This window comes from Filifactor sp., assembly GCF_057248345.1.
On the sequence record NZ_DBHIIC010000001.1, the window covers coordinates 25540 to 39988 of the forward strand.

Consider the following 14449-nt stretch of genomic DNA (forward strand, 5'->3'; position numbering starts at 1 on the left):
AAATCTGCTATTATTTTGAAAATTAAAAACTATGTGAAAAATAGAAATGTTATCCAATTGTAAAATAAAACTAAAACAATCTAATTAAGTTTTCTATAAATATTTATTACCCGCTGACTTACGTGCTCGATTCATTACTGCTTCTCCGATTTCATCAAAAGAAATGTCCTCCATAATTATCGTATCATAACCCTCTTTATCTGCTTTCCTTAAAAAATGAAAAAATACCTTTGCTGCTTGTAATGTTGTTTCTCCCAATAGATATACATTTTCATCCTTGAAATATGATTTGTTCCCTGTCATTGTAAAAACAACAGGATTTGAAGAAGTCGATCTTTTATAATTTTGTTTAACTTTTTCCACAAAATTCTCTTTAGTGGCAATAAACACTTGTGCATTTGGACTGTAGTGCTTATATTTCATTCCAGGAGCTTTAGGAACATCTTTTTCTCCAAGAATCGTTTTGTCAATTCCAATTTTTCCTATCTCTTTTTCAATTTCCGTTTTGCTAATTTTCCCTACTCTTAGAATCATTGGAGTATCTTGTGTTAAATCAATAATAGTGGATTCCAATCCAATTTCACTGGGTTCCGATAACAAGATTGCATCCACACGCTCTCCCATTTCTTCAACTGCATCTTCCCACCGTGTAATGGAAGGTCTTCCTGATAGGTTTGCAGACGGAGCAGCAATTGGTGTGTTTGCATTTCTAATAAATGATAATGCAATCGGATTTGACGGCATTCGTACTGCAACCGAGTTCAAGCCTCCTGTAATCTTATCAGAAACAATATCTTTTTTTTCAAGGATAACGGTAAGTGGCCCCGGCCAAAATTTAGTTATGAGTCTTTTAGCATTTTCCGGAATTTTTTTTACAATTCTGTTTAACATATCGAAATCTGATATGTGTAAGATGAGAGGATTATCTGAAGGACGACCTTTTGCTGAATATATTTTTTCTGATGCTACGGGATTGAATGCATCTGCTCCCAATCCGTATACTGTTTCTGTAGGAAATATGACAAGTCCTCCATTTAGAATAATATTTGATGCTTCTTTTATTTTATCATCATCTGTATTCACATCTTCTATTGTATACAATTTTGCACTCATATCATTTCCCTTTCAAAAAAAAACCTTTGTTCAACAATTAAACGGATTGTAGCTTTTCAGCTTGGTCAGTCGTGATCAATGCATCTAATATCTCATCGATATCTCCATTCAAAAAGTTTTCCAATTTATATAATGTCAGTCCGATACGATGGTCAGTTACTCGCCCTTGAGGATAATTATATGTTCTGATTCTTTCAGAACGATCCCCTGATCCTACCTGACTTTTTCTCTCTTGTGCCAATTCTTTTTGTGCTTTCTCTAACTCTAAATCATATAATTTCGCCTTCAAAATTTTAAATGCTTTTTCTTTATTTTTAAGCTGAGACTTTTCATCTTGCATAGAAATTACGATTCCTGTAGGTTTATGCGTTAAACGAACCGCAGAGTCAGTAGTGTTAACGGATTGTCCACCATTTCCGGAAGAACGAAAAACATCTACCCTAACATCGTTCATATCAATTTCTACTTCAACATCATCTACTTCCGGAAGAACTGCAACCGTTGATGTTGACGTATGAATTCTACCACTGGATTCTGTTTCAGGAACACGCTGTACCCTGTGTACTCCGGATTCATACTTTAATCTCGAATAAGCTCCTTTTCCTGTAATCATGAATACAACTTCTTTGTATCCACCTATTCCTGTTTCATTTGCAGACATCATCTCTACTTTCCAATTACGTGTCGATGCATACATAGAATACATTCTAAACAGTACTCCTGCAAACAGTGCTGCTTCATCTCCTCCGGCTCCTCCACGAATTTCAACAATAACATTCTTTTCATCATTTGGATCTTTTGGAATTAAAAGTAGTTTTAGTTCATTTTGAACTTTTTCCATCAACTCTTCTTTTTCGGATAATTCCATTTTTGCCAATTCTCTTAATTCCTCATCTTTTTCTTCTTCCAATATTTGTTTAGAACCTTCAATATCATCTCTTGTCTGTTTAAATTCTCTATACTTCTGAATAATTGGCTCTGTATCTGATATTTCCTTCATATAAGCTTTCCATTTGTCCATATCATTCATGGTACTCGGATCTGCCACAATTTTATTTAACTCTTCGTACTTTTCTTCTAACGCTTCTAAATTGTCAAACATTATTATTCCTCCATCTTGATTAGCTTTTTATCTAAAGGCTATTACAACACGATCTAATCCATACAAGTCCTGATGGACAGAAACATGTTCAAACCCTTCTTTCAAACATAATTCCTTCACTTTTTCAGCTTGTGTACATCCAATCTCAAATGCGACAAAACCATCTTCTTTCAAAAATTTTTTTCCATCCTCCAGTATTTTTCGATAAAAAAAAGTCCCATTTTCTTCTGCAAACAAAGCAACTTTCGGTTCATATTCTACCACATCTTTCATAAGGTTCCCTAAGTCATCATACGCGATGTATGGTGGATTTGATATGATAAAATCAACATGTTCTAAAGCAACTCCATCAAATAAATCTGTTTTAATCAATCTTAGTCGACTCTCAACATTGTTCAAATGTGCATTTTTAGATGTAATTTCAATAGGAATTTCTTCAATATCAGTTGCTACCATAGACAATGACAAATGTTCTAAAAGTAAAGTAACTGAAATCGCTCCACTTCCACAACCTATTTCTATCCCGGATACCTTTTTTTTGTTTGATATATTATCTAATGTTTTTTCAATCAAGGTTTCTGTATCCGGTCTTGGAATTAAAACCCCAGGTGAAACAAAAAAATCTCTTCCATAAAATGGCTTCTTATGAATTAGATATGCAATAGGAACAGATTGTCTCCTTTTTGCTAAAAGTTCCCTATATGCCTCAATTTTGTTTACCGGAACCTCTTCATTCACGTGAATCATTAAGTATAACTTATCCACTTGTAATACATACATGAGTAATAATTGTGCATCCAGCATAGCACTTGATGAACTACTTTTTAATAGATGTTGTCCCTCTTGCAATAATTCTTTAATATTCATTAAACTTCCTTACTATTTTTTATGATTTTACTATCATGATTATGATTCTTCCACTGCTGCTAAAAGTGCTGAGATTGCCACTTCTATTTGACTATCATCCGGTTCTTGTGTCGTAATATGTTGCAATAACATTCCCGGATAAACAAACAACTTAATTGCAAAAAAATCTCTACATCCCGCTATTTTGAGAATCTCATAAGAAATACCAGAAACAACCGGAAATAACGCCAGTTTAATCACACTTCTAACCAATACAACTCTTACATTCACAAACGAGAAAACCAGGACAGATACAATCAAAATTAAAAAAATAAAATTGGTACCACATCTCGGATGGAATCTGCTCATTTTTCTAACATTTTCTACAGTAAGAGGTTTTCCCTGTTCATAACAAAATACGCTCTTATGCTCTGCACCATGATATTCAAAAACACGATGAATATCTTTTGTTCGGGATACCAAAAATAAATATGCAATAAACAGCAATATTTTAACGATACCTTCTTTGAGAGAAATAAACCACGTGTGTTGCAATTGATTCCTCGCTATCATTGTAGGTAAAAAGACAAATAGAAACATTGCAAAAAGAAAAGAAAATATAAATATTGCTCCATCCACTATCTTTTGCGTATTTTTTCCAAAAAACTTTTCCAACCATTGTTCCAATTTAGAATTTTCTTCATCTTCCATAAAAAAACTAGCAGAATAAGTTAAATCTTTACTGCCTTCTATCATGGAATTTATCAAAATAAAAATACCTCTGATAAATGGAATTTGGTAGATTACACTATTTTCAAAAAGGATATATGGTTTCAATTTTTTTGTAAAAATCTCACCATTAGGCTTGCGAATGGCTATAGCTTTTTTCTTTCCACATCGCATCATTACACCTTCAATTAACGCTTGTCCACCGACCGCTTCTCTCATTCATATACTCCTTGTTCTTTCGAATTACTATTAAAATCATATCTTACAATCTCTACTGACATTACAAACCGTATTGTCAAGATCAGCACAACTTACTTCAATATCAAAAGCAAAACTCTATTTTTTAACTTTTTTCAGCAATGTCATTATACCATATATCAAAAGAAAATATTATATAGAAATCTCTTTCTCACTCTCTATAACAAGTAAATAGCCCTCTTCAAACTCCAAACAAATATTTTGTAAATATTCATTAGAAATACCAATTGTTTCTCCCTGCTTCATTGTATAAGAGGATAGACAATATTTTGCACCGGATAATGAAATGTTCTTTACACTTCCAAAAAGAGAAACCAAAGAAAAATAAAATTTCTGTTGGTTCTCAAAAAAATAAGTCCCCGGTTTTAGGCACATAATTCTATTGCTTCGAGATGTATAAATTAATGACATCCCTTGATTAACAGCATAGTATAACAAACCTAAATTCGCGATACTGTGATCCAATCTATTCCCACAAAAACCGAATACGGTTGCATGATAAATACCTTGTTCAATCAAATATCGAATTGTAAGCTCACTGTCTGTAAAATCTTTTTCCATTGGAAATTCTAAAAATACAACTTGTCTTTCACGAAAGTATTGTAATGTATCTTCACAAATTGAATCACAATCTCCAATGATAACTTTAGGAAAATAACCATTTTCTTTCAAGAAATCAGCAGCTCCATCCGCACAGATAATCGTATCAAAATGATTTAACTGCGAAACAATAAATTCTGTATCTCGCAAATTTCCATTCCATAATATAGCTGTTTTGTTCTCTAAAAGGCTCATCTTTTGATTTGTACTCCTGTCCTTCAAAACTATACTGCTGAATCTCTCAAATCAGATACGGCTTTTTGAATATTTTCTTTTCCAAAAATTGCAGAGCCTGCAACCAATATATTTGCTCCCGCTTTCACAATGTCATGAATATTGTCTACAGTGACACCACCATCTACCTGGATATCAACAGTATAATTTTTTGAATCAATCATTTGTTTTAATTTTTTGATTTTATCTATTGACTGAGGAATAAATTTTTGACCTCCAAATCCCGGGTTTACACTCATGATTAGAACCATATCAATATCTTGTAACACATACTCCAGAGTTTCAAGTGGTGTTGCAGGATTAATTGCCACCCCGGCTTTACAACCTAACTCTTTGATATGATGAATAGTACGATTCAAATGAATACAGGCCTCTTGGTGAACTGTAATAATATCAGCTCCTGCCCTTGAAAAATCCTCCAAGTATAAATCAGGTTGTTCAATCATCAAATGACAATCAAAAATCATATTTGATTTCTTTCTCAGTTTTTCAAAAACAACAGCTCCAAAAGTGATGTTCGGAACAAAATGTCCATCCATCACATCAATATGCAAATACTCACATCCTGCATTTTCAACTTCTCTCACACTTTCTGCCAACTGACTGAAATCTGCCGAAAGTATAGATGGTGCTAATTTTATCATAACAATTACCCCTATCTTTAAAATCTATATAGTAACACGCTATTCATTACCAATTTTTTCGTCTCTCACTCTCTTTAATTTCTTCCAATAATTGCAAGTAACTTTGATATCTCTCCGAAGAAATCTCATTATTTTTCACAGCATCAATAACACAACACCCCGGTTCTTTGTAGTGTAGACAAGTGTTAGAGAACTTACAATCTATATCATAGTCATGAAATTCTAAAAAATATTCTTTTAACTCATTATATGGAATATGTGACAAAGATAATGAACTAAATCCCGGTGTATCAGCAATCCATGAGTCAGCTTCTATCCTCATCAACTCTACATGTCTTGTGGTATGTCTTCCTCTACCGATTTTATTACTCACAGAATTTGTCTTAATATTGAAATTCTTACTTAACGTGTTAATAAAAGAACTTTTTCCCGCACCAGATGGTCCTGCTATTACTGTAATATGATTTTTGAGAGTACTCTTAAGTTCATCCAAATTTTTATTATCATACGTACTAATCGAAATAACAGGATAACCGATGTTTTTATAAATATCCAATAATTTTTGTAACTTTGTTCCATCATCTAAATCAGCTTTAGAAAAACAAAGTGTAATTTTCAATTCTTGTTCTTGTGCTAAAACAATAAAGCGATCAATTAATGATAGATTAGGATCAGGATTTTTAATAGAAAAAAACAATAGAGCATGACTGACATTAGCAACTGACGGACGAATCAAAATATTTGTTCTTGGAATTATTTTTTCAACTACTCCTTCTTTTGCAACATTATCGGTAATAACAATGTTTACTCTATCACCAACAAGTAGAGATTGTTTTTTATTTTTAAACAGCCCTCTTGCCTTACAGAGAAACACTCCTTCCTCCGTATCTACTGAATAAAAGGATGATATTGCTTTCGTAATAATTCCTTCCAACATAATTGATTTGTCCTTTCTAATATAATGTTAAAAATTGATTTCTGTTGTATCGTAAAAACTTGAATCAACCTCAATTTCAAACCTTCTAGTTTCCCCCTGCAATCCTTCGACATCCAATGATAATATTCCATCTACATCTGATACTGTAACATTCCTATTAAAAATCACCTTGGATGAACTTTGATCTGTTATCTTAACAGACACAACTTCACTATCTCGTGGCAAAGTAACTACAATTTGTTTTGTCACAATTTTTGGACGTTCATACTTATTTACAACAATATGCACTGTTGATTTCGGTTTTGCTTGCTCTCCCTCTTCCGGTTTTTGCGATAGCACAACCCCTTCCGGTTGATCTTTATCCTCTTTATAACTTTCAGACACCTTGAATAAAGAAAGCATTCCCTTTGCTTCAGATGCATCTTTCCCAATTACACTTGGAACAGAAATTGGAATATCGTTTGCATTTTTACTTAAAAACAGAATCACTTGACTTCCTAACTCTACTTCTGTTCCTTCTGATGGTTGTTGTTCTAAAATCCTATTTGTCGGTTCTGTACTAGGTATAAATTCTGTTTTAAATTGTAATTTCCCAAGATATTTTTTCTCCACCTCAGAAAAATCTTGTCCTACAAAGTTTTCTAAAGTAATTTTTTCTTTTGAAGAATCTGCTAAAATGACATTTACAATCGTACCTTTTGGAACTTTAATTCCTTCATTAGGATTTGTATCAGTCACCTGACCGCTATCATATTTTGTGTTAGGCTCAGTTTTTACCACATTAAGTTGTAAACCTACTCTTTCAAGAGTTTCTCTTGCCTCTTGTTCAGACATACCTATAATGTGCGGAACCGGAATTGTATTTTTTGACGATTGGAATAAAAAACCTCTCATTGAAAAAACAATTCCCAGTAACCCTATTGCAGTTATAATAGCAAGTATTGTAACAATAGAAGGTTTTTTATTTCCCTTTTTTTCAAGTTCAATCTCAGAATCTTCTTCGATATTCAATCTCTCGTTTTTATAAAAATCATCTCGTTTTATAATTGGTACTTTTTTCGTGCTATAATCGTTTTCTTCATCATAAGAATACCTATGAACTTTTTTTCCATCCTGTAAATAACTGATATCACGAATCAAACTTGTTGCACTGGAATAGCGTTTATCCGGATTTTTTTGAGTTAATTTCATTATCATATCTTGTAATTCCAAAGGAACATCATCAGATTCTAAGAAACTAATATCATTTTGAATATGTTTTAAAGCGATGTTAACAGGGCTATCTCCGTCAAATGGAAGTCTTCCGGTTACCATTTCATACATGATAATCCCCAAAGAGTATAAATCACTTCTCTCATCAACAAATCCTCCACGTGCTTGTTCCGGTGAAAAATAATGAACAGAGCCCATGATTGCTCCTGATGCAGTAATTGTCGAACTGCTCACAGCTTTTGCAATCCCAAAATCTCCAACTTTTACTACACCTTTTGTGGTGAGCATAATATTTTGCGCTTTGATATCCCTATGAACGATTTTTTTATTGTGTGCTTCTTCTAATGCCATTGCAATTTGTTTTGAGATATCAAGAACTTTTTCTACAGGAAATTTTTTTTGTTTTTTTAATAACTCTTTCAAGTTTCTTCCATCTACATACTCCATTACAATATAAGAAATATTTTCTTCTTGTCCTACATCGAACACATTAATGATATTTCCATTATTCAACTTAGCAACAGAGAGTGCCTCGTTTTTGAATTTAACTAAAAACTCATCATCATCGGAATATTCCTGTTTTAGCACCTTAATTGCAACAATCCTATTTAAACTATGGCACTTTGCTTTGTAGACAACGGACATACCTCCCTCGCCTATCTTTTCTAATATCTCATATCTATTTCCTAAAATTTTTCCTATCAATTTCTCCACTGCTCCCTCGTATTCATCATTTTAAAGATAAACCAAAATGATAGAAATATTGTCATATCCACCTTTTTGTTTTGCCTCTTTTATGAGTTGTTCACAACAAAAAGAAGGGAGATATTTCCTATCCAAGATTTCTTTTATTTCAAAATCTTTCAACATATTAGTCAAACCATCACTGCACATCAACAAAATATCTTTTTCCTTTATTTCCCGCTGATAGAAATCAATTTCTACGCTGGAGTCGGTTCCAATCGCTCTTGTCACAATATTCTTTTTGTCATGATTTCGTGCTTCTTCTTTAGAAATCACTCCTAGTTTAACCAATTCTTCAACATAAGAATTATCATTTGTAACCTGTTCGAAAGTATTGTCACAATATAAATAAGCCCTGCTATCACCAATATTAGCCATTACAACAAATTCTTTTGTGAGATAAGATACCACAAGAGTTGTACCCATTCCACGTTGATCTTCTTTCAACGACTCTTTATTTACCCTCTCATTTGAAAACATAATAGCTCTTTTTATAAACTCCTGAATTTTAGGAAGATCTATTTTTTCATAAAGATTAGAGATTGTTTCCATATGTCGTTGAAAATATTCTACAACAGACTCTACAGCAAGTTTGCTTGCAACCTCTCCTTTATTATGTCCTCCCATTCCATCTGCAAGAAGGAACAAATGAGCATTGTCAGATACTTTCATACTTTTAGAGTAATCTTCATTCATTTCTCTTACATTGCCTTTATCACTCAACAAACTATACTTCAAATGATTCACCTCTTATCTCGATCAATGACATCTCTTCGTAGCTGTCCGCAAGCTCCGTTAATATCTGACCCTAATTCCCTTCGAACGGTCGTAATGATGTGATAGTTTAATAAAACTTTTTGAAAAGCCTGTACTCTTTGCAAATTTGGCTTCTTAAAAGTTTTTTCTTTAATTGGATTTATTGGAATAAGATTGATTAAAGATAAACTTCCTTTTAATAATTTCCCCAGTTTATGTGCGTCTTCCAAAGAATCCGTCACACCTTCAATCAAAGCATACTCATAAGTAACTCTTCTTTTTGTGACATTCGCATAATGTTTCCCTGTTGCAATCAATTCTTCAATATTATAGATCTTTGCAATCGGCATAATTTCTTCTCTTCTATGTTGTTCTACCTGGTGCAAAGAAATTGCTAAATTAATTGGTATTCCCCACTGTTCCATCTCCTTAATCTTTGGAACAAGACCACATGTGGATATTGTGATATGTCGATAACCTATCTGCAATCCATGATCCTCATGAACCAATTTCAAGAACTTAACTAAATTTTCAAAATTGTCAAACGGTTCTCCTGAACCCATAACTACAATATTTGCAATTCTCTCTCCTAAATCTTTTTGAACAGCAATCATTTGACCAATGATTTCACCCGGTGTTAGATTTCTTACCAGACCATCTACTGTAGATGCACAGAATTTACAACCCATTCTACATCCTACTTGTGTAGATAAACAAATAGAAGGTCCGTTTTTATATATCATCAGAACAGTTTCAATTAAATTGCCATCACCTAATTCAATCAAATACTTTCGAGTCCCATCAATCTTAGATTCAAGCTTATGGTAAATATCAGTTTTACAGATATAGTAATGCTCTTTTAATTTTTCTCTAAAGTCTTTTGAAAGTGTATGCATCTCATCTATAGAAGAAACTCCTTTGGCTAAAAAATTATAGATTTGTTTGGCACGATATTTTTTTTCACCTAAACTTAATACCGCCTCTTCTACTTCATAATATTCCATACTTCTCAAATCAACACACATATCATCAAACTCCTACTGTATTCTCTTTAACTTACTGATAAAAAAACCGTCCCACTGACCTTTACTTGGTAATAACTCAACCATTCCGTGTACTTCTCCAAATGTCGGAATTGTCATATCCTCTAATATGAAATTAGTATGAGTTGATAGAAATTGATGAACAACCTCCTGATTTTCCGCTCTATTCAAAGTACAAGTACTATAAATAAGAATCCCGTCTTTTTTTACATATTGTGAAGCATTCTCCAAAATCTTTTTTTGAATAGGATACAATGATTTGAACTCTATTTCCTGTTTATATCTAATCTCAGGTTTTCTTCGAATCACTCCCAAGCCGGAACATGGAACATCTACTAACACTCTATCAAACATATCCTTCCAGTTCTCTTGAAAATCACAAGCATCTATATCTGAAAGTTTAATATTATTTAAACATAATCTCTTTGCACTATCGGAAATCAAATTGAGCTTGTTTGCTCCCTTATCATTAGCATAAACACTACCATTGTTACCGATTACTTCTGCAATTGCTGTTGTTTTCCCTCCCGGAGCTGCACAAATATCCAATATTTTTTCTCCCATTTTGGGCGAAAGTGCTTTTATACAACAAATAGAGCTGATGTCTTGAATTGTAAAATAGCCCTCCACAAAATACTCATTTTTTTCGATTCCTTTAAAATACTTTGCTTGCAATAGATTATCAAATCCTACTACCTCTTCTGTATCAACACCTAAAGAATATAGTTTCTCTTTCAATAACTTAGGGGTAATTTTATTTATATTGACTCTAAGGAAGATAGTAGGATGTTGTGACAATGCATATAAAATATTCTCTGTTTCTTCCAAACCATACTGATCTATCAACATTTCTGAAATCCATTCACTTACAGAGTATTCAATACTAAGTCTTTTTTTTCCTGGAGGTAGAAGAATATCGAAAGCATCAGGACTTCTTAAAATATTTCTCAAAACTCCATTGACAAAAGAAGATAGTCTTGGATTGTAACACACACTTTTTGTCAAATTAACCATTTCATTTACTACTGCAAAATTCTGAACACCGTACATACAATGAATCTGGTATAAAGATAATTCCAAAATAGTCAAAACTTCTCTAGAAAGTTTATCAACTTTAACACTTGAAAACTTATCAATCACATAATCTAAGAATCTAATATTTTCCAAGGTTCCATAAACCAACTCTGTATAAAAAGCCCTATCTCTATCCATCAGTCTATACTTTTTAATTGATTGAGAAATATATAGATTCGAGTAAACTCCTCTATACTTTACTGCATAAACGCTATCATAAGCCAATCTTCTGATAGAAAGTGGCGTATTCTTTTTTTCTTTTCTTAACGATTGTTTTTTCAATAGGATTTCCTTTCTGAAAGCATGACAAAACATTATATTTTTCTTTCCATGATACCATAAATACCATTCGTATTCAATAATGTAACATTAGCGTATTTCAATGGATGAATGGAACAGGAAAGAAAACTTTTGAATTAAAAAACAGAGACAAGATAATCAAATTGTCTCTGTTTGAAACTTGAGTTTTATAATCCATATTAGAATGTTCATACACTATCTTTATGAAGAACTCTTTTTTCTGTGTTTTTCTTCAGACTTCGCAATCAATAAATTTGCAGCAATATCTCCTGTAACATTCATCGTAGTAAATGCCATATCCAACAATCTATAGAATGCCGCTATAGGCCCCATCAAATCAAATGGTAATCCAATGATGGACAAGAAAGATGCACCTAAAATAATTCCTCCTCCCGGGATTCCCGGAGCACCCATATTAATCAAAGTAGCAATTATAACAAAATAAACTATTTGTTCATAAGTGAATGTAATGTTGTAAAAACCGGATACGAATACAGCTAAACAACAAAAAGAAGCTGCTCCTCCACACATATTTATGGTACAACCTAACGGAAGAACAAAGTTGCTAATTTCTTCAGGAACAGAATATTCTTCTTTACTTATTTTTAGTGATGTCGGTAACGCAGCAGCAGAACTTGTTGTAGATAATGTCACCAACCATATTTTGGAGAGTCCTGAAATAAATTTCTTAAATGAAATTTTTGTATAGACTAGTGTCGGTATAAGCATCACAATAATAAATACAGCAATACAAGCAAAATAAGCTGTCAAAATATACTTACTCAATGCCGTAAAAATCCCTTGTCCATACTCTGCAATAGAATATGACATCAAAGCCGCTACTCCAATCGGAGAAGTTTCCATAATATAATCTAAAATCTTAAAAAATACTGCAGAAAAACTCTGTAACAGTTCTCTAACTTTCTCTGATTCTTTTTCTATCGAAACAGATGCTATTGCAAACAATGCTGAAAATAAAATTACAGACAAAATATTTCCTTTTGCCATAGCATCGATAATATTGCTGGGAACAATATTAGAGAAAAAGTCAACAGCAGAAGGCGTTGCCAATTCTCCAGTATAAACCGGAGTATTTTCTAATGTCAAATGATGTCCCGGTTGAATTGCATAAGCAACTAATAATGACACTGCTGATGATACAAAAAACATAGCAATAAAAAGAAAAATTGTTTTGAAACCAATTCTTTTAAAATCATTTCTATTACCCAAGTTCAACACGCCTGTTGTTACAGAAAAAAAGATAATTGGAACTATCATCATTTTTATTAAATTTAAATAGATATCACCTATAAACTTCAAATTTTTAGATATAGCAGGAAAAAAAATACCAAAAAAAATCCCTACAACAAAACCGATAGCTATTCTAAAATATAAATTTTTCTTCAAAAATAGATTACTGAACATAACATATAATTCCTTTCTATTTCAAATATGATAATACCTATCGACCATAATACTAGTAATATTACAACTATGTCAATTCTTCAATTCATATTTAACAAAAAAAGAAATAACAAATTAGAAAATATCCCTTTGTCTAATTTGCTATTCCTATATGATTATTGCTATTCTTAATATAACCTTATACTAGTTCTTTTCTATATAAGATAGAATTTGAAATAATACCTACTAAAGCAGCTAAACTCAATCCTGACAAGGAAACGTTTTGTGTGATTGGAATTGCAATATTTAATCCAATATGTCCACCTAACCCAATGATAATAATCGTTGCCATGATAAAGATATTTTTTGGATTCATCTCAACTTTTTTATCTTTTATATTTTTGAAACCGATATAGGCAATCATTGAAAATAACATCAAAGAGATTCCTCCCATAACCGGTACAGGTATACTTCTCAATACTCCACCAACTTTTCCAATTGTTCCTAAAACAATGGCAAATACAGCAGCAATTCTTAATATTCCAGGATCATAATTTTTAGTAATTGCCAATACGCCGGTATTTTCACCATAAGTAGTATTTGCAGGTCCTCCCAACATACCTGCACATATTGTTGCAAGTCCGTCTCCAAGCAAGGTGCGATTCAAACCCGGATCTTCTATAAAATTTTTACCTACAACAGCTCCATTTGTTGTAATATCACCAACATGCTCCATAAAAACAGCTAAGACAACAGGAACGATGATTAAAATAGCACCCAAATCAAATTTAGGAAAAGTAAAGTTCGGAACTTGAACCCAAGAAGAACTTGTAATGATAGAAGTATCAACAATATGGAATTTTAAAGATAATAGGTATCCGGTCGCCACTGCAATAATAATTGCAAGCTGTCTCAAAAAACCTCTTCCTAATTTCGCAATCCCTAACGCAACTGCTAAAGTTACAAAAGCCACTAAGAAGTGATTGGATGCCATTCCACATGCAGTAGGAATTAAATTAAACCCAATTACAATGATCATAGGTCCTATTACTTGTGGTGGAAAGAATTTTGTGATTTTTTCTGCGCCTATCTTCTTTACAACAAAAGATAAACATACATAACATAATCCGGCAACCACAATTCCTCCTTGAGCATATCTCAAATCTCCATATTGCTCTCCTACCGCAACAATAACCGGAATAAAGGCAAATGATGAACCTAAGAAAACAGGAACTTTCTTTTTTGTACATATATGAAATATCAAAGTCCCTACCCCTGCGCACACTAAAGCAACAGAAATATCTAATCCGGTTAAAATAGGAACTAGTACTGTCGCACCGAACATAGCAATCAAGTGTTGTAGCGCCAATATAATTTTTTGTGTAGGTGTTGTATCTTGACTAATATCCACTCCAACTGTTTCTACTATTTTACTATCTGTCATAAGAACTCC

The 14449-nt window shown here is 32.7% G+C and carries 13 protein-coding genes; all 13 read right to left on the reverse strand.

Features of this window, described 5'->3' with window-relative positions:
• Positions 1-93 precede the first annotated feature (93 nt).
• Positions 94-1113 (reverse strand): L-threonylcarbamoyladenylate synthase, encoded by a 1020-nt coding sequence (locus tag ACO5GE_RS00110; protein WP_484828883.1) that lies wholly within the window; start codon positions 1111-1113, stop codon positions 94-96.
• 37 nt (positions 1114-1150) lie between these two features.
• The gene (gene prfA, locus ACO5GE_RS00115; RefSeq protein WP_484828884.1) at positions 1151-2215 is read right to left on the reverse strand and encodes a peptide chain release factor 1; all 1065 of its coding nucleotides are present in this window, start codon (positions 2213-2215) and stop codon (positions 1151-1153) included.
• Positions 2216-2242: 27 nt separating this feature from the next.
• Positions 2243-3082 carry a peptide chain release factor N(5)-glutamine methyltransferase gene (gene prmC, locus ACO5GE_RS00120; RefSeq protein WP_484828885.1) on the reverse strand — a complete coding sequence of 280 codons (840 nt, stop codon included), beginning with the start codon at positions 3080-3082 and terminating at the stop codon, positions 2243-2245.
• 39 nt (positions 3083-3121) lie between these two features.
• A complete protein-coding gene (locus tag ACO5GE_RS00125; RefSeq protein ID WP_484828886.1) occupies positions 3122-4009 on the reverse strand; it encodes a DUF1385 domain-containing protein in 888 nt (295 codons plus the stop codon).
• 171 nt (positions 4010-4180) lie between these two features.
• A complete protein-coding gene (locus ACO5GE_RS00130) occupies positions 4181-4843 on the reverse strand; it encodes a thiamine diphosphokinase (protein ID WP_484828887.1) in 663 nt (220 codons plus the stop codon).
• A 29-nt stretch (positions 4844-4872) separates the two neighbouring features.
• Entirely contained in the window at positions 4873-5526 is a 654-nt protein-coding gene (gene rpe / locus ACO5GE_RS00135) for a ribulose-phosphate 3-epimerase (RefSeq protein ID WP_484828888.1), read from the reverse strand.
• A gap of 46 nt (positions 5527-5572) precedes the next feature.
• Positions 5573-6463: a ribosome small subunit-dependent GTPase A gene (rsgA, locus tag ACO5GE_RS00140; RefSeq protein WP_484828889.1), complete on the reverse strand. Its 891-nt coding sequence runs from the start codon at positions 6461-6463 to the stop codon at positions 5573-5575.
• Between the two features lie 27 nt (positions 6464-6490).
• Positions 6491-8389, reverse strand: coding sequence for a Stk1 family PASTA domain-containing Ser/Thr kinase (gene pknB / locus ACO5GE_RS00145; protein WP_484828890.1), 1899 nt, complete (start codon positions 8387-8389; stop codon positions 6491-6493).
• 21 nt (positions 8390-8410) lie between these two features.
• Positions 8411-9157: a Stp1/IreP family PP2C-type Ser/Thr phosphatase gene (locus tag ACO5GE_RS00150; protein ID WP_484828891.1), complete on the reverse strand. Its 747-nt coding sequence runs from the start codon at positions 9155-9157 to the stop codon at positions 8411-8413.
• A gap of 5 nt (positions 9158-9162) precedes the next feature.
• On the reverse strand, positions 9163-10200 hold the full coding sequence (rlmN, locus tag ACO5GE_RS00155) for a dual-specificity RNA methyltransferase RlmN (RefSeq protein ID WP_484828892.1): 1038 nt from the start codon (positions 10198-10200) through the stop codon (positions 9163-9165).
• Positions 10201-10212: 12 nt separating this feature from the next.
• Positions 10213-11574, reverse strand: a complete 1362-nt coding sequence (rsmB, locus tag ACO5GE_RS00160) for a 16S rRNA (cytosine(967)-C(5))-methyltransferase RsmB (RefSeq protein ID WP_484828893.1) — start codon at positions 11572-11574, stop codon at positions 10213-10215.
• A gap of 219 nt (positions 11575-11793) precedes the next feature.
• Positions 11794-13017: a dicarboxylate/amino acid:cation symporter gene (locus ACO5GE_RS00165; RefSeq protein WP_484828895.1), complete on the reverse strand. Its 1224-nt coding sequence runs from the start codon at positions 13015-13017 to the stop codon at positions 11794-11796.
• A gap of 178 nt (positions 13018-13195) precedes the next feature.
• On the reverse strand, positions 13196-14440 hold the full coding sequence (locus ACO5GE_RS00170; protein ID WP_484828896.1) for a uracil-xanthine permease family protein: 1245 nt from the start codon (positions 14438-14440) through the stop codon (positions 13196-13198).
• Positions 14441-14449: the final 9 nt, after the last annotated feature.

Coding starts and splice junctions, on each gene's coding strand:
- rsgA (WP_484828889.1), bottom strand. CDS start 6,463: ATGTTGGAAGGAATTATTACGAAAGCAATATCATCCTTTTATTCAGTA.
- prfA (WP_484828884.1), bottom strand. CDS start 2,215: ATGTTTGACAATTTAGAAGCGTTAGAAGAAAAGTACGAAGAGTTAAAT.
- prmC (WP_484828885.1), bottom strand. CDS start 3,082: ATGAATATTAAAGAATTATTGCAAGAGGGACAACATCTATTAAAAAGT.
- rpe (WP_484828888.1), bottom strand. CDS start 5,526: ATGATAAAATTAGCACCATCTATACTTTCGGCAGATTTCAGTCAGTTG.
- ACO5GE_RS00125 (WP_484828886.1), bottom strand. CDS start 4,009: ATGAGAGAAGCGGTCGGTGGACAAGCGTTAATTGAAGGTGTAATGATG.
- ACO5GE_RS00170 (WP_484828896.1), bottom strand. CDS start 14,440: ATGACAGATAGTAAAATAGTAGAAACAGTTGGAGTGGATATTAGTCAA.
- rlmN (WP_484828892.1), bottom strand. CDS start 10,200: ATGTGTGTTGATTTGAGAAGTATGGAATATTATGAAGTAGAAGAGGCG.
- ACO5GE_RS00130 (WP_484828887.1), bottom strand. CDS start 4,843: ATGAGCCTTTTAGAGAACAAAACAGCTATATTATGGAATGGAAATTTG.
- ACO5GE_RS00165 (WP_484828895.1), bottom strand. CDS start 13,017: ATGTTCAGTAATCTATTTTTGAAGAAAAATTTATATTTTAGAATAGCT.
- ACO5GE_RS00110 (WP_484828883.1), bottom strand. CDS start 1,113: ATGAGTGCAAAATTGTATACAATAGAAGATGTGAATACAGATGATGAT.